The organism is uncultured Brachybacterium sp. (assembly GCF_947500705.1).
Lineage (GTDB): Bacteria > Actinomycetota > Actinomycetes > Actinomycetales > Dermabacteraceae > Brachybacterium.
In genome coordinates, this window is sequence record NZ_CANMSY010000004.1 from 52,178 (window position 1) to 66,589 (window position 14,412).

Annotated in this window: 16 protein-coding genes and 1 pseudogene; 14 read left to right on the top strand and 3 right to left on the bottom strand. The window is 70.0% G+C overall.

Going from position 1 to position 14,412, the window contains the following annotated elements; genetic code table 11:
• The first annotated feature begins 7 nt into the window (after window positions 1-7).
• The 7 genes and pseudogenes from Q0937_RS08975 (at window position 8) to Q0937_RS09005 (ending at window position 6,592) form a co-directional block, all read left to right on the top strand.
• Window positions 8-289 (top strand): hypothetical protein, encoded by a 282-nt coding sequence (locus Q0937_RS08975; RefSeq protein ID WP_299302635.1) that lies wholly within the window; start codon window positions 8-10, stop codon window positions 287-289.
• 352 nt (window positions 290-641) lie between these two features.
• A complete protein-coding gene (locus Q0937_RS08980; protein WP_299302637.1) occupies window positions 642-1,130 on the top strand; it encodes a DUF4383 domain-containing protein in 489 nt (162 codons plus the stop codon).
• Between the two features lie 118 nt (window positions 1,131-1,248).
• Window positions 1,249-2,130, top strand: coding sequence for a manganese catalase family protein (locus Q0937_RS08985; protein WP_299302640.1), 882 nt, complete (start codon window positions 1,249-1,251; stop codon window positions 2,128-2,130).
• An 85-nt stretch (window positions 2,131-2,215) separates the two neighbouring features.
• The gene (locus Q0937_RS08990; RefSeq protein WP_299302643.1) at window positions 2,216-2,458 is read left to right on the top strand and encodes a hypothetical protein; all 243 of its coding nucleotides are present in this window, start codon (window positions 2,216-2,218) and stop codon (window positions 2,456-2,458) included.
• A 221-nt stretch (window positions 2,459-2,679) separates the two neighbouring features.
• Complete coding sequence (locus tag Q0937_RS08995) at window positions 2,680-3,546, top strand: YqjF family protein (protein ID WP_299302646.1); 867 nt, start codon at window positions 2,680-2,682, stop codon at window positions 3,544-3,546.
• A gap of 213 nt (window positions 3,547-3,759) precedes the next feature.
• Window positions 3,760-6,113 (top strand): annotated as a pseudogene (locus Q0937_RS09000) (nitrate reductase).
• Complete coding sequence (locus Q0937_RS09005) at window positions 6,110-6,592, top strand: hypothetical protein (protein WP_299302649.1); 483 nt, start codon at window positions 6,110-6,112, stop codon at window positions 6,590-6,592. Before Q0937_RS09000 ends, Q0937_RS09005 begins: the two are co-directional and overlap by 4 nt.
• 46 nt (window positions 6,593-6,638) lie before the next feature.
• On the opposite strand, the gene Q0937_RS09010 is transcribed toward Q0937_RS09005, so the two are convergent.
• Window positions 6,639-7,346 (bottom strand): GAF and ANTAR domain-containing protein, encoded by a 708-nt coding sequence (locus tag Q0937_RS09010; RefSeq protein WP_299302652.1) that lies wholly within the window; start codon window positions 7,344-7,346, stop codon window positions 6,639-6,641.
• 279 nt (window positions 7,347-7,625) lie between these two features.
• Here Q0937_RS09010 and Q0937_RS09015 point away from each other — a divergent pair, with 279 nt between their 5' ends.
• From Q0937_RS09015 to Q0937_RS09030, 4 genes are all read left to right on the top strand, one after another.
• Window positions 7,626-8,408, top strand: coding sequence for an ANTAR domain-containing protein (locus tag Q0937_RS09015; RefSeq protein WP_299302655.1), 783 nt, complete (start codon window positions 7,626-7,628; stop codon window positions 8,406-8,408).
• On the top strand, window positions 8,405-9,100 hold the full coding sequence (locus Q0937_RS09020; protein WP_299302658.1) for a GAF and ANTAR domain-containing protein: 696 nt from the start codon (window positions 8,405-8,407) through the stop codon (window positions 9,098-9,100). The genes Q0937_RS09015 and Q0937_RS09020 overlap by 4 nt, the downstream gene beginning before the upstream one ends.
• Before the next feature lie 148 nt (window positions 9,101-9,248).
• Entirely contained in the window at window positions 9,249-9,566 is a 318-nt protein-coding gene (locus Q0937_RS09025; protein WP_299302661.1) for a hypothetical protein, read from the top strand.
• The gene (locus tag Q0937_RS09030) at window positions 9,563-10,252 is read left to right on the top strand and encodes a TetR/AcrR family transcriptional regulator (RefSeq protein ID WP_299302663.1); all 690 of its coding nucleotides are present in this window, start codon (window positions 9,563-9,565) and stop codon (window positions 10,250-10,252) included. Before Q0937_RS09025 ends, Q0937_RS09030 begins: the two co-directional genes overlap by 4 nt.
• 21 nt (window positions 10,253-10,273) lie before the next feature.
• Here Q0937_RS09030 and Q0937_RS09035 read toward each other — a convergent pair whose 3' ends face one another.
• On the bottom strand, window positions 10,274-11,113 hold the full coding sequence (locus Q0937_RS09035; RefSeq protein WP_299302666.1) for a sugar nucleotide-binding protein: 840 nt from the start codon (window positions 11,111-11,113) through the stop codon (window positions 10,274-10,276).
• A complete protein-coding gene (locus Q0937_RS09040; RefSeq protein WP_299303204.1) occupies window positions 11,110-11,310 on the bottom strand; it encodes a hypothetical protein in 201 nt (66 codons plus the stop codon). The genes Q0937_RS09035 and Q0937_RS09040 overlap by 4 nt, the downstream gene beginning before the upstream one ends.
• A 138-nt stretch (window positions 11,311-11,448) precedes the next feature.
• Here Q0937_RS09040 and Q0937_RS09045 point away from each other — a divergent pair, with 138 nt between their 5' ends.
• From Q0937_RS09045 to Q0937_RS09055, 3 genes are all read left to right on the top strand, one after another.
• On the top strand, window positions 11,449-12,723 hold the full coding sequence (locus Q0937_RS09045; protein ID WP_299302669.1) for an AI-2E family transporter: 1,275 nt from the start codon (window positions 11,449-11,451) through the stop codon (window positions 12,721-12,723).
• A 298-nt stretch (window positions 12,724-13,021) separates the two neighbouring features.
• The gene (locus tag Q0937_RS09050) at window positions 13,022-13,753 is read left to right on the top strand and encodes a CoA transferase subunit A (RefSeq protein WP_299302672.1); all 732 of its coding nucleotides are present in this window, start codon (window positions 13,022-13,024) and stop codon (window positions 13,751-13,753) included.
• Between the two features lies 1 nt (window position 13,754).
• Window positions 13,755-14,396 (top strand): CoA transferase subunit B, encoded by a 642-nt coding sequence (locus tag Q0937_RS09055; RefSeq protein ID WP_299302675.1) that lies wholly within the window; start codon window positions 13,755-13,757, stop codon window positions 14,394-14,396.
• The last annotated feature ends 16 nt before the right edge of the window (window positions 14,397-14,412 follow it).

The following is a 14,412-nucleotide window of genomic DNA, read 5'->3' on the forward strand; positions in this document are numbered from 1 at the left end:
GGTCGGCGTGAGCGTGCTGCTGATGTACGTCATCCTCGTGGCCGTGATGCTCGTGCTCTCCCTGGCGGTGATCGATGAGAGCTTCCTGCGTTCCGAGGTGATGCACCCCGTCGGGTTCGGCGACTACCTGCGCCTGGCCTGGCTCAGCGCCTCTATGGGCACGCTGGCCGGTGCGCTCGGCTCGAACTTCGACAGCGCCGACGCGGTGCGCGAGGCCACCTACAGCCGGCGATACCACCAGCGCCGCGAGCTCTTCGAGACCTACCAGGAGGAACGTTCGGGGGCGTGACGCACCGCGAGAGGGAGCGGCATCGCCGTCCGACGACGATCAGCGCCACGGTGCCGCGGATCGCGGCGCACCTGAGGTATCCGATCTCCGACCTCATCGCCATCCTTCCGCTCAACCCCGGGGTGCCATCGTGGCCCGCCCGGTGGCGGCGCGCCTCCTTCCCATCCAACCGGTCTGTCTCCTTCTCACCGCAGCGGCCGGGTGCCTACCGTGTGATCCACGGCACCTCGGGAAGCCCCTCGCAGAGCCCCCTCGGACGACTCATTCGGAATGCTCCCGGAACGCCCAGCACACCTGCGCGGTGCGTGCTGACCGGCGCAGACAAGCAACCCATTCGATCGGAGGATCACCGATGAACGCGACGCACCCCGACCGCGCGACCCTCAGCAGGAGCCACCCGGAAGCACGCTCGCCCGTGCGGCTCGCCGCACTGCTGTACGGGATCGTCTTCCTCCTCGTCGGCGTCGCCGGGTTCATCCCCGGCGTGACCACCAACGTCGGCTCGATGCAGCTGGGCGGGCACCACTCCGAGGCGATGCTGCTGGGCATCTTCCAGGTGTCCGTGCTGCACAACATCGTCCACCTGCTCTACGGCATCGCCGGCCTCGCCCTCTCGAGGCGTGCGGGCTCGGCGCGTCTGTACCTGCTGATCGGCGGCATCGTCTACGCGGTGCTGTGGATCTACGGGCTGGTCATCGACAAGGACTCGATGGCGAACTTCGTGCCGCTGAACACCGCGGACGACTGGCTGCACTTCGGGCTGGTGCTGACCATGATCGGCCTGTCCTTCCTGCCGCGGCGCGCCGAGCCCACCGCGGAGGAGGCCGCCCACCGCGCCTGACCCCTATCCGGTGTTCCGCACACGCGGCCGCACCCTCCTTCGCTTCGTCGGCGACGCATCGCGCGGATCGCCCTCGGCGTGAACCGAGCAGTACTCCGCAGGAACGAAGGAACCAGACATGTTCTTCCACAAGCAGGAACTGCAGTTCAAGTCCACCCCCGACAAGCCCGACGCCGTCTATGCCCGCAAGCTCCAAGAGGTCCTCGGCGGGCAGTACGGCGAGATCACCGTTGCCATGCAGTACGGATTCCAGGCCTGGAACGTGCACATCCCGGGCAAGTACAAGGACCTCCTCTACGGGATCGGGGCCGAGGAGTTCGGGCACGTCGAGATGCTCGCGACGATGATCGCGCAGCTGCTCGAGAAGGCACCGATGGGCGTGACCGAGGACGCCGTGCAGTCCGATCCCACGATCGCGGCGATCGTCGGCGGCACCGACGTGCAGCACGCGATCGTCGCCGGCGCCGGCGCGCGCCCCGTGGACAGCAACGGCAACCCCTGGTCCGGCAGCTACATCACCGCGAGCGGGAACCTGCTGGCCGACTTCACCTCCAACGCGAACGCCGAGATGCAGGGCCGCCTCCAGGTCGCCCGGCTCTATCACATGACCGACGACAGCGGCGTGCGTGACCTGCTCTCCTTCCTGCTGGCGCGGGACACCATGCACCAGAACCAGTGGACCGCCGCCGTGCGGGAGCTGCAGGAGGAGGGCAGGGAGACGATGCCGGTGCCCAGCAACTTCCCCCTGAAGAAGGAGCACCGCGAGGTCTCCTACCAGTATCAGAACTTCTCCGACGGCCCTGCCGCGGCGGAGGGTTCCTGGGCCAGCGGCCCGTCCCCCGACGGTCACGGGGAGTTCACCTACCACGACGGACCGACGACCTCTGCCCCGATGCCGGCACCGACCCGTCCGGATCCCCGCCTGTACGGGACGACGGACAAGCCCAACCCGGTCGAGAAGGTCACCGGGACCGTCAAGGACGCACTCAACAAGCAGTGACCCGGGCCCAGGCCCAGCACGCCACCCACCCTCCGACCTGCACCACCCACCTCTCACCAGCCACCCCATCACTGAGGAGAACATCATGCTCACCATGCTCAAGGTCGTCGGGATCACGCCGAACCACATGTACGCCGCCGGATTCGCCTCCATCGGCCTCACGGTCGCCAAATGGGGGATGTCGAAGATGAAGCCCAGCGACTCCCGCGCGCAGGCGGACCGGTGGGGCCTGTTCGTCGGCGAATGGGCACCGACCTTCTTCGCCATCGGCATCGCCCTGAAGCTCGAGGAGCAGGGCAGCCTCCCCCGCCTCGGCAAGAAGGGCTGACGGACCCGCGACAGGGGTTCTCGCACGGCACGGTCTTCGCACGGCACGGTCTTCGCACGGCACCGTCTTCGCACAGCGCAGTCTGCGCACAGCGCAGTCTGCGCACAGGACGATCGTCGCGAGACCGTCGCTCGTCTCCCGCGCTCCACCCTCTCCCCCGAGGGTGGAGCGCGTCGTGCTGCAGCGGGCGAGCACCATGCGGCGTGCCGGAGAATAGGGGCATGGATGCTGAGGTGTTCCCCGCGCAGCCGCCGCCGCTCGGTCGGCGCGTTCTCCTGCGCCAGCGCTGGAGCCAGGTGTCCTTCCTCCACTGGCGCGTCGACCCGGCGCTGGTCGCCCGGCACATGCCGCCGGGCTGCACTCCGGACCTCATCGACGGCAGCGCATGGATCGGGCTGATCGCCTTCCAGATGTCCGACAGCGCCTTCCTCCGCGGTCCCCGCATCCCGTGGCTGGGGGACTTCCCGGAGGTGAACGTGCGCCTCTACTCGATCGACTCCCTCGGTCGGCGCGGAGTGGTGTTCCTCAGCCTCGAGGCCTCGCACCTGCTGCCGGTGCTGTTCGCCCGCGCCGTCTTCGGCCTGAAGTATCAGTGGGCCTCGATGTCGATCCACGGCCGCGGCCCCACCGACGGCACCACCGATCCCACCGCCGACGGACCCATCGACGGCACCGCCGACGGAAGCACCGATGGAAGCACTGACGGCGAACTGACGTATCGGACCCGCCGAATCGGGCACCCCGCCGCCCGCTCCCGGATCACCGTGCAGTCCCTGGAACCCTTCGCCCCGGAACCGGGTGGGGCCGAGGACCGCATCGCGACCGGGCTGACTGCGAGATGGGCATTCCACCAGGCGCACCTGGGCCGCACCCTGTACTGCCGCAACCATCATGAGTCCTGGTCACTGCACCGTGCGCGGTTGGTGAGCCTTGATGATCACCTGCTGCGCGCCGCAGGCTTCGGGGACCTGGCCGAGCGCCCTCCGGATTCCGTCCTCACTGCGAGCCCGGTGGACACGGTGTTCGCAGCGCCCTCGCGCCTGCCGCGAAGGCCGGCGCGCGGGCACGCGGACGGCCCCTCGACCTAGTCACGGACAGCGATCGTCCGGCACGGGGGCGTCCTGCACGGGGAACGTACCGCGCTGCGAGCGTCCTGGCACACGCCGCACGGCGGGGCCACCACGGGAGAGGGCCCGCCGGTCCGCTCGGTCCGATCGGTCCGGTGCCTTGCCGCCTGCGTCGGGCGTCCGTACGGTCGATTCTGGATCACGGACGCGTCACGAGGGCGAGGGGCGACAGCGATGTCAACGACGGACCACACCGACCATCGGATCTCCCACCCGTGGGGAGACCGCACCCCGTACGGATCGGGCGAGGAGTGGCCGGTCCGCGTCGACCAGCATCTCAGCGACGGCATTCTCGAGGCCCAGGTGGACCGCTGGGTCCAGACCGCCTCGATCCTCCACTCCAACGGTGACGCCCTCGACATCGCCGTGAAGGACGAGCGGATCGTGGGGGTCCGCGGACGCGCCGAGGACCGCGTCAATCACGGCCGCCTCGGGGTGAAGGACCTCTACGGCTGGCAGGCCAACAGCTCCCCCGACCGCCTCTCCCGCCCGCTGATCCGGGTGGACGGCGAGCTCGTCGAGACCGACTGGGACACGGCGATGGAGCGCGTCGTCGGCCGCACGAACGAACTCCTGGACGAGCAGGGACCGAGCGCGCTGGGCTTCTACACCACCGGTCAGCTGTTCGCCGAGGAGTACTACACCCTCGGTCTCATCGCCCACGGGGGCCTCGGCACCAACCACGTCGACGGCAACACCCGACTGTGCACGGCGACCGCGGCGGCGGCGCTGAAGGAATCCTTCGGCTGCGACGGCCAGCCCGGCAGCTACACCGACATCGACCACGCCGACGTGATCGCCCTGTACGGCCACAACATGGCCGAGACCCAATCGGTGCTGTGGATGCGCATCCTGGACCGGCTGGCCGGCCCGAACCCGCCGCAGCTGATCTGCGTGGATCCTCGGCCCACCGAGGTCGCCCGCCACGCCGCCGTGCACCTCGCCCCGCGGCCGGGCACGAACGTGGCCCTCATGAATGCCCTGCTGCACGAGCTCATCGTCCACGACCAGGTGGACCACGACTACCTCGCCGCCCACGCCGTCGGCTTCACGGAGCTCGCCGAGCGCGTCGAGCCCTATACCCCGGAGTTCGCGGCGGACATCTGCGACGTCCCCGCGGAGCAGATCCGGGAGGCCGCCCGGCTCCTCGGCGGCGCCCAGCGGCTGCTGTCCACCGTGCTGCAGGGCTTCTACCAGTCCCATCAGGCGACCGCCGCCGCGGTGCAGGTCAACAACGTGCACATCGTGCGCGGGATGCTGGGCCGGCCCGGCTGCGGGATCCTGCAGATGAACGGCCAGCCCACCGCGCAGAACACACGCGAGTGCGGCGGCGATGGGGACCTGCCGGGATTCCGCAACTGGTCCAACGACGCACACGTCGAAGACCTCGCGCGGGTGTGGAACATCGACCCGATGCAGATCCCGCACTACGCCCCGCCGACGCACACGATGCAGATGATGCGCTTCGCCGAGGAGGGGTCGATCCGCCTGCTCTGGGTCAGCGGCACGAACCCGGCCGTCTCCCTGCCGGAGCTGCACCGGATCCGCTCGATCCTCTCGCAAGAGCGCCTGTTCCTCGTGGTCCAAGACATCTTCCTCTCCGAGACCGCGCAGCTGGCCGATGTGGTCCTGCCGGCGGCGACCTGGGGAGAGAAGACCGGCACCTTCACCAACGTGGACCGCACCGTCCACCTCTCCGAGAAGGCTGTCGAGCCGCCCGGGGAGGCCCGCGCGGACCTCGAGATCTTCCTGGACTACGCCCGTCGCCTGGACCTGCGGGATAAGGACGGTGACCCGCTGGTGAAGTGGACCGACGCGGAGGGCGCCTTCGAGGGCTGGAAGGAGTGCTCGCGCGGTAGGCCCTGCGACTACTCCGGCCTGAGCTACGACACGCTCCGCGGCGGCTCCGGCATCCAATGGCCCTGCACCGAGGACGCTCCCGAGGGCACCGAGCGCATCTATGTCGACGGTGCTTTCTGGAGCGACCCCGAGTACTGCGAGAGCTACGGCCGTGATCTCGTCACCGGCGCACCTCTCGAGCCCTCCGAGTACAAGGCGCTGAACCCGGAGGGGAAGGCCGTGCTCAAGGCCGCTGAATACCTCCCCGCCCATGAGGTGCCCACCGCGGACTATCCCCTGCACGTCATCACCGGTCGCACGCTCTACCACTTCCACACCCGCACGAAGACGGGCCGCGCCCCGAGCTGCAGCGAGCCGCCCCCGAGGTGTGGGTCGAGCTCTCCGCCGCGGACGCCGAGGCCGCCGGGATCGCCGACGGCGATCTCGCTCGGGTGCGCACCCCGCGCGGCGGGGTGCAGGCGACGGCGCGCATCACCGGCATCCGCCCCGGCGTGGTGTTCCTCCCGTTCCACTACGGCTACTGGGATGGTCCGGGCGGCTTCGAACCGGCCGACGAGGAGGGCACGGGCACAGCCGCCAACGAGCTGACCATGACGGACTGGGACCCGGCGTCCAAGCAGCCGCTGTTCAAGACGGCCGCCGGGCGGATCGAGAGGCTGACGCGATGAAGTTCGACCTGGTGCTGAAGGAGCTGCACCGCTCCGAGCACGATCTGGGGACGCTGCTCATGCACGCCTCGGATCGCCACACGACCGACCACGAGATCCACCACACCGGCCGCGAGCTGGCGACCTGGTGTCGACGCCACCTGCGGGAGATCGCCGAGATCGGGACCGAGTTCGACCTCGACCTGGACCCGGAGCCGTCGCTGGACTCCGGCCCCCTCGAGGCGCTGCAGCAGGAGATCAGCCGACGGACCGGGCGTCGCAGTGCCCCGGCGCTGCTGCTGCTGACCGATCTGCGGGAGATCTACGTCAGCGCCGCCGGGGTGTCGGTGGACTGGGAGATGCTCGCCCAGGCCGCGCAGGGTGTGAAGCGCCACGACCTGCTCGCGGTCACGAAGCGCTGCCACCCGGACACGCTGCGCCAGATGACATGGGCGAACGCGATGCTCAAGGCCTCGAGCACGCAGATCCTGGTCTCCTGAGCATCCTCGCGTCCGAGGCGCTCCTCCCTCAGCCTCGGGTCCTCCGTCAGCTCCCTTCGCTCGCGAAGGATCCGCCCTGATCGACCATCTCCGCGGCGAGGTCGCGGAGCCTGATGTTGCGCTCCTGCGAGAGGCGGCGCAGGACCTCGAAGGACTGGTTGCGGGTCAGACCGTAACGGCTCATCAGCAGCCCCTGGGCGATGCCGATCGTGTTGCGGCTCTCCAGGGCCGCCCGCAGCCCGGAGGTCTCCTCCGCCGCGAAGAGCACCTCGGAGGCGATGCGCGCGTAGACGGCGCCGATGTCCACGGAATCGTCGTCGAACGCCGCGCGGTGCCGGCTGTACAGGTTCAGGCTTCCCAGCACCCGCTCGGGTGTCGCGAGCCGGATGCTGAGCACCGAGGCGATACCGGCCGCAGCCGCACGTGGCGACCATGCGGGCCACCGGGTCTCGGTGGCAAGATCGTCGGACTGACGCACTGCGCCGTCATCCAGCGTGTTCACACACGGCCCGTCGTCCGCCTCGTACTGCCACCGGTCGAGAGTCTCGGCAAGGGGCTCCGTCGCCGCCGGCGTCTCGACGTCGCCACCACGTGCCCTCACCGTGATCCCGGCCAGGGAGCACCCGGGCACATGCTCGACGGCCAGTCGCACCACTCGCGCCGGAGTGATCTTCTCGATGGAGTCGGACAGCAGCTCCTGCGCGATCCGCGCAATGCTGCTCGCCGGGGACTGGTCGGCGGAAGTCACCGTCATGTCCTCCTCGTCTCTCCCTGACCGTGCGGACCTCTGCGAGGTGGAGCACCGGCCACCGCGGCTCGTGCATCGGGACGTTCCTCTGCCCCGGGCGTTCCTCGCGGCTGCATCATAGCGAGCGGGTGAGGAGCCCGCCGTGCTCCTCCCAGGCTTGCGCAGAGCTCCTCGCGGACCCGCGCAGCGCGAGGCCGGGCCACCGCCGGGCAGGCAGGCAGAGGCCGCTTCCCGGGGTCGTGAGGTTCGTGCTCCAGCGGGGGGGAGGAGTACTGTGGGACTGCCATGGAGCCACGGAATTCCGCAGACGGGCCGAGCAGGGCCGATGACTCGGGCCGTCTGATGCGGGCCCGGATGATGACGCTGCTGACTCGGGCGCTGTCCTCTCCCGACTCCTCCCGTGGCGATGAGCCGCCTGAGCCGCTGCTGCTGAGGATGTGTCGCGCCTTCGTCGAAGCCACCGAAGGGACGGGTGGCACCCTGACCCTGGCCCCGAACGAACTCCACCGGGTGACGCTGTGCACCACCGATGACACGGCGGCGCGGCTGGAGAACCTGCAGGAGGTCATCGGGGAAGGGCCGGTCTCCGACGCCGCCGGCGCTGGGCACGTGGTCGCAGCGGAGCTGGGCTCCAGCCCAGGCACCAGCAGATGGCCGATGCTCTCCGCCACGGTCGCCGACGCTATCGGCGCTGTCGTCATGTACGCCTTCCCCCTCCACCCGGAACCCGGCAGCATCGGTGTGGCCAGCGTCTACCGTCGGCCCGACGGCACCGCATGGCGGCCCTCGCTCGAGGAGGCGTCGCTGCTGGCCGACATGATCGGTGCCGCGATCGTCTCCTCCGGCCTCGACGCGGACACGGGGCTGGACTGGCACGAGCCGGACCGGATCAGCCAGGCCACCGGTATGGTGATCGCACAGCTCGGGATCGGCCCCGATGATGCCGTCGCGCTCATGCGGGCCGCCGCCTTCAGCGACGGCCTGGATCTGGGGCAGATGGCGATCGAGATCCTCGAGTACCGCCGGGATTTCCGCACCGACCCGGAGCACAGAGGAGATCTGACATGAGTCGCAGAACAGCTGTCGAGGCACTGGCCGAGGCGACCGGCTCGGTCAACGGGCAGCGCGACGTGCACGACACCCTCGCGCAGCTGATGAACGATTGCCATGATCTCCTGCCCGCCGCCGGCGCAGGGGTGCTGGTGGCCTCGCGACCCGGAGTGCTGGATCTCCTGGCCGCCACCTCCCACCACACCGCCCAGCTCGAGCTGTTCCAGCTCCAGAGGGAGACGGGACCCTGCCCGGAGTGCATCGCCACCGGCACCGCGGTCACGGTGATCGGCGCCGCACAGATCCGAGCCCGCTGGGGGACCGTCGGGGACGCGATCGTGAGGGCTGGCTTCGACGCGGTCCATGCCTTTCCGATCCGGTGGAACGACACCACCCTCGGCGCGCTGAACGTCTTCGGCAGCTCTCCGGAGAGCGACCATCCCGACACGACGCTGGGGCAGGCATTCGCCAATCTGATCGGGATGCTGCTGGTGCGTCGACTGGACCTGGACAGCGATCAGATCTCCTCTCGCCTCCGCGACGTCCTGCAGGGGAGGTCTGTCATCGAGCAGGCCAAGGGACTCCTGGCCTACCAGCGGAGCATCCCTGCGGACGTCGCCTACGAGCAGCTGCAGCAGCTCGCCGCGGAGCGACGGCAGACCCTGTCCACCGTCGCCGCCGGCCTCATCCACGACGCGCAGATCAGATAGACCACACGTCCGATCGCCGCGCCTTCAGGACTCCTGAACGCGTCGCGACGAGAAGGAACGTGTTGCCACGAGGAGAGCGGAGTCGTAGACTTATCGCAGGTCCAGCCAGTGGCCGCTCGGAGCTCCACTGTGCGAAGGACCCGCTCCCATGGGACACACCCTGTCTGTCATCGTTCGTGCCGACGTCGACCAGAACGAGATCCGCATCGCCGTCGAGGGGTGCGTCACCGACCAGAGCCAGACCGCCCTGCATGCCATCCTGAGGCGAGCCCGCCAGCTCGACCCCCGTGCACCCGTCGTCCTGGACCTGCAGAACACCCGGCACTGCGACGAGTCCGCCGTCGCTCTCCTGCGGATGACGATCGACGACATCGATCCCTTCCATCGCCAAGTGCGGATCCTCTCCCCCGACCCGATGCCCGCGTGCCCGATGCTGGTCGGCGCCGATGCCGGGGAGGCGTCATGATGTCTGTCGCGGCTCCCACGAGCCCCTCGCAGCGGGTCGATGCCGCGCCGGAGCGCTCGCTCCTCCACCCCGCGCCCCACGGCAGCCGTCGCGAACGGATCCTCGACGGCGCCGCGGAGATGTTCAGCGAGTACGGGTACTACGGGGCGAGCATGCGCGACATCTCGCGCCGGGTCGGCGTCTCCCATTCCGGCATCTTCCATCACTTCGACTCGAAGGAGGCCCTGCTCGGCGGGGTGATCGACCGCCTGGAGGCCCATGCTCAGGAGGCTCTCGATCACAAGGACGGGTTCTGCACCGACCTGCAGGCATTGCAACAGGCTCTGGTCGAGAGCTGGGACCCCACCTCGCCCGAGATCCGATTGATGGCGACGCTGGATGCCGAGGCGGTCAGCGAGGGTCACCCGGGCAGATTCCGCATGGCCCGGCTCCGCCGGGTCCACGAGCACATCCTCACCCATTGCTTCGCGGCGCTCGCCGCACAGGGAGCGCTGAGGGAGGACATCGCTCCCGGCTTCGCCGCGCGGGCGATGCTCTCGTTGATCCTGCGTCATGCCGTGCGGGAGCGGACCGTGGGCACCTTGCAGGCCCACCACGAGGCAGATGCCTCCCAGCGGGACCTGTGCATGCTCGCTCGCACGTTCCTGGGCGACCCCGCCCCCCTCGGAGCGGACGTGCCCGACTGACACGACGCGGGGCAAGGGGGCTCAGCGCGCCGGCCCGTCGAGCATCGCGTCATAGCCGGAGCGGAAATCCGGGTGCACGAGCGCACCGAGGAGAGCGGCCATCCGTGACCCGTCCAGCACCGTGCCGTGGCCGGGGTCCGGCTCCTCGGCGGGCGGGACGGGCAGCGCGAGTCGGCCCGCGAGGTGGGTGACCACCTCCCCGAGACGCACCGGCGCACCGTCGACGGCGTGCAGGAGCGGAGGCGGATCCGGATGCACCAGCAGGGTGAGGAGCACTCGCGCGAGATCCTCTTCATGGATACGGTTCGTGCGTCGGCGGTGCGCGACGGGGCGTCCCTCGCGCACCGTGCGCAGCAGCCGATCCCGTCCCGGGCCGTAGATCCCGGCCGGTCGCACCACGATCGCGCCGAAGAGCTCCGCGGCGACCTGCTCTCCCCGCAGGAGGCTCCGGGCCCGGGCCGTGAGCGGCTGCGGGGAGTCCTCCTCGGTGAGCACAGGAGCGGGATCGGCCTGCTGCGCATATCCCTCGAACACCCGGGTGGAGGAGACGAACACCGTGCGCGCCGGCCGATGGGGCAGCGCGGCCGCCAGATGGCGCAGCGGTGTCTCGTACCCGTCGGCCCCCTCCGGCGGAGGCAGCGTGATCACCATCGCGTCGCACGCGGGCAGGGACTCCTCCAGAGGCGCGGACAGGTCCGCGGCGACAGGGCGGAAGCCGCGCGGCACGGCGTGGGGATCGCGGCGGAGCGCGAGCACCTCGCCACCGCCGTCGACGAGCGCTGCGCCGGCACGTCGGCCGAGACGTCCACAGCCCACCCAGAGCGTGCGAGCTGGGACGCGGGGCGGTACCGGTTCCGTCACTTCTCCTCCTCCTCGGTGTACACGCGCTGCCGCTCGCGCTGGCCGTGGGTGAGGCTGCGCATATCGGTGCCCTTGTCGAAGCTCGAGCCCAGCGCGCCGGCGACCACGCCCCTCGCCGCGCTCAGCCACGCGATGTCCAGATACCGCGCGCCGCTCGCGGAGACCGGCGCCGACGGCCGGTTCTGTGCATGATCCATGGACCACAGCCTCCCAGATCCTGTCGGCACCGACAGCACACCGCTGCGCAGGGTGCTCCCCGGTCCTAGAGTGAGCGGTGTCCCACGCCGCCCGCCGCGAGCGCTCCCGGCACCGTCAGCACCATGAGGAGCGAAGACATGACCACCCGCTTCCCGCCTGCCGCAACCGAGAGAGCCCCGTCCCCGTGGTCCGGACCGCTCGGTCGGGCCGGTGCTCGTTGCGCACAGGTCCTGCTGATCGCCGCGGTCGTCGTCGGCGCCGCCTGGCTCCTCCGCCGGGTCATGGTGGTGGTCGTCGCCGTCCTCGTGGCATGGATCCTCGCCACCGCGGTCGCCCCACTGGTGCGCTGGCTGCTGGCCAAGGGCTGGCCCCCGCTGGCCGCCACCGCCGTGTCCTTCCTGGGCATCGTGGTCGTGGCCGCCGCGGTGCTCGGCGGTGTGGTCCTCGCGTTCCGTGCCGAGTGGGACACCCTGGTGAGCTCGACCGCGAACAGCACGGAGGAGCTGCGGGCCTGGCTCCTGTCCGGTCCCCTGCCGATCGACGACTCCCTCCTGAGCTCGGTCACCCAGGGGGTCACGGAGCGCCTCTCCAGCGAGGCCCTCGCCAGCAGCACCCTCACCGGTGTCTCGGCCGCGACCGAGGTCCTCACCGGCCTGGTGCTGATCGCCGTGCTGCTGTTCTTCTTCCTCAAGGACGGGAACCGGATCGCGAACTTCGCCCTGCGCTGGTTCCGCGGCGAGACCCGGGCCAAGCTCGCCGAATCCATCGACCGCTCCTCCGCCGTCCTCGGCGGCTATGTGCGGGGCACCGCCACCGTCGCCCTCGTCGATGCGGTGCTGATCGGGGTCGGCTTGGCGGTGCTCGGCGTGCCGTTGGCGGTTCCCCTGGCGGTGATCGTCTTCATCGGCGCATTCATCCCCGTGCTCGGCGCCACCGTCGCCGGCGTCCTGGCCGCCGTCGTCACCCTGGTGCTCAACGGCCCGATCGACGCCGTCATCGTCATCGCGATCGTGGTCGGGGTCAATCAGGTCGAGAGCAATCTGCTCCAGCCCGTCGTCATGGGGCGCACGCTGCGGCTGCATCCACTGATCGTGCTCCTGGCCCTCGCTATCGGCACGATCGTCGGCGGGATCGTGGGTGCGATCCTGGCGGTCCCCTACACGGCGCTGGCCTGGACCCTGATCCGGATCTGGACAGACGGATACCAGGGCGGGGACGACCCCGTCCTCGGCAAGGACCCCTTGGATCCGCGCCCCCGCTCCACCGCCTCCCAGCTCGTGAAGTACCAGCTCATGCGGCTCTCTCGACAGCGACGGCCGAGCCCCGGCGACGTCGGACGGCCCGCACCCGAAGGTGACGCCGGCCCGGAGCCCCGCCCGCCTCAGGACCGCGCGGACGACGGGCCCAGCTGAGACCCCGGACGCCTACTCACGACTCCTCCTCACGACCCCGCCTCGCGTTCGGTGATCTGCTCCCGGGAGCGGGCGAGGCGGTTCAGGAATCGGCCGATCACCGCTCGCTCCTGCGGCGTCAGCTCCTCGGCGACCGGGGGTGGAAGATCTGCACAACTCCCGTCGGCCGACGCTGTCCCCAGATCCGAGGCGCAGCTCACCCTGCCGGGTCTAGGCTCGAGGTCACCCTGCCCTTCCGCTGCCCGGCATCGCCGCCGGTGGCCGCGAGGGCTGATACCAGCCGACAGGAGGGACAGCGATGTCCAAGGTCTCGGAGGACGCCGCCGCCCAGCTCACGGAGCTGCTGCGCGACGGCATGACCATCGCGGTGGGAGGCTTCGGCCTGTGCGGGATTCCCACCGATCTGATCACGATCGTGCGCGACAGCGGGGTCACGGGCCTCACCGTCGCCTCGAACAACCTGGGCGTGGACGGCAAAGGCCTGGGACTGCTGCTGGAGAACGGGCAGATCACCAAGGTGCTCGCGAGCTATGTCGGCGAGAACAAGCTGTTCATGCAGCAGTACATCGACGGGCAGCTCGACGTGGAGTTCGTCCCCCAGGGCACCCTCGCCGAGCGGATGCGCGCCGGCGGCTCCGGGATCCCCGCCTTCTACACCCCCACCGGCTACGGCACCCCGATCGCCGAGGGCAAGCCGACGGCCGAGTTCGACGGCCGCACCTATGTGCTCGAACGCGCGATCAACGCGGACCTCGCGCTGGTCCACGCGCACACCGCGGACCACTACGGCAACCTCCGCTACCGCCTCACCGCCCGCAACTTCAACCCGATGGCCGCGATGTGCGGGGAGGTCACCTTCGCCGAAGCCGAGCACATCATGGAGCCCGGCGGGATCGACCCCGACGACATCCACACCCCCGGCGTGTACGTGCATCACCTGATGCAGGCCACGGCCGAGAAGGACATCGAACAGCGCACCGTGCGCCCCCGCCCGGAGGCGCCCCGCACCGAGACGCAGGAGGTGGCCTGAGATGGCCTGGACCCGTGACGAGATGGCCGCCATCGCCGCCGCCGAGCTGCGCGACGGCGACTACGTGAACCTCGGCATCGGCATGCCGACCCTGGTCGCCAACAACCTGCCCCCGGGCGTGAACATCACCCTGCAGTCCGAGAACGGCGTGATGGGCATGGGCCCCTGGCCCTATGAGGGCGAGGAGGATCCCGACCTCATCAACGCCGGCAAGCAGACCATCACCCTGCTGGAGGGCGCGACGATCTTCGACTCCGCGACCAGCTTCGGCATGATCCGCGGCGGCAAGATGGGCACCGCGATCCTCGGCGCCATGCAGGTCACCGGCAGCGGCGACATCGCCAACTGGCAGATCCCCGGCAAGCTCGTCAAGGGCATGGGCGGCGCGATGGACCTGGTCGCCGGCGCGCGGCGGGTGGTCGTGATGATGCAGCACGCCGCCAAGGACGGCTCGGCGAAGATCGTCCACGAGTGCTCGCTGCCGCTGACCGGCGTGGGCGTGGTGAACCGCATCATCAGCGAGCTCGCCGTCTTCGACGTCACCGAGCACGGGCTCGTGCTCACCCAGCTCGCCCCCGAGGTGACCGAGGACGAGGTCCGCGCGCTCACCGAGCCCGACTTCACCGTCGCCCTCACCGCCTGAGCAGCCGGCCCGTCGG

Excerpts from the sequence above, each read along its gene's own strand:
- Q0937_RS09015 (WP_299302655.1), top strand. The coding sequence starts at position 7,626 with ATGGAGCCACGGAATTCCGCAGACGGGCCGAGCAGGGCCGATGACTCG.
- Q0937_RS09055 (WP_299302675.1), top strand. The coding sequence starts at position 13,755 with ATGGCCTGGACCCGTGACGAGATGGCCGCCATCGCCGCCGCCGAGCTG.
- Q0937_RS09040 (WP_299303204.1), bottom strand. The coding sequence starts at position 11,310 with ATGGATCATGCACAGAACCGGCCGTCGGCGCCGGTCTCCGCGAGCGGC.
- Q0937_RS08980 (WP_299302637.1), top strand. The coding sequence starts at position 642 with ATGAACGCGACGCACCCCGACCGCGCGACCCTCAGCAGGAGCCACCCG.
- Q0937_RS09020 (WP_299302658.1), top strand. The coding sequence starts at position 8,405 with ATGAGTCGCAGAACAGCTGTCGAGGCACTGGCCGAGGCGACCGGCTCG.
- Q0937_RS09005 (WP_299302649.1), top strand. The coding sequence starts at position 6,110 with ATGAAGTTCGACCTGGTGCTGAAGGAGCTGCACCGCTCCGAGCACGAT.
- Q0937_RS09010 (WP_299302652.1), bottom strand. The coding sequence starts at position 7,346 with ATGACGGTGACTTCCGCCGACCAGTCCCCGGCGAGCAGCATTGCGCGG.
- Q0937_RS09025 (WP_299302661.1), top strand. The coding sequence starts at position 9,249 with ATGGGACACACCCTGTCTGTCATCGTTCGTGCCGACGTCGACCAGAAC.
- Q0937_RS09030 (WP_299302663.1), top strand. The coding sequence starts at position 9,563 with ATGATGTCTGTCGCGGCTCCCACGAGCCCCTCGCAGCGGGTCGATGCC.
- Q0937_RS09050 (WP_299302672.1), top strand. The coding sequence starts at position 13,022 with ATGTCCAAGGTCTCGGAGGACGCCGCCGCCCAGCTCACGGAGCTGCTG.
- Q0937_RS08995 (WP_299302646.1), top strand. The coding sequence starts at position 2,680 with ATGGATGCTGAGGTGTTCCCCGCGCAGCCGCCGCCGCTCGGTCGGCGC.
- Q0937_RS09045 (WP_299302669.1), top strand. The coding sequence starts at position 11,449 with ATGACCACCCGCTTCCCGCCTGCCGCAACCGAGAGAGCCCCGTCCCCG.
- Q0937_RS08985 (WP_299302640.1), top strand. The coding sequence starts at position 1,249 with ATGTTCTTCCACAAGCAGGAACTGCAGTTCAAGTCCACCCCCGACAAG.
- Q0937_RS08990 (WP_299302643.1), top strand. The coding sequence starts at position 2,216 with ATGCTCACCATGCTCAAGGTCGTCGGGATCACGCCGAACCACATGTAC.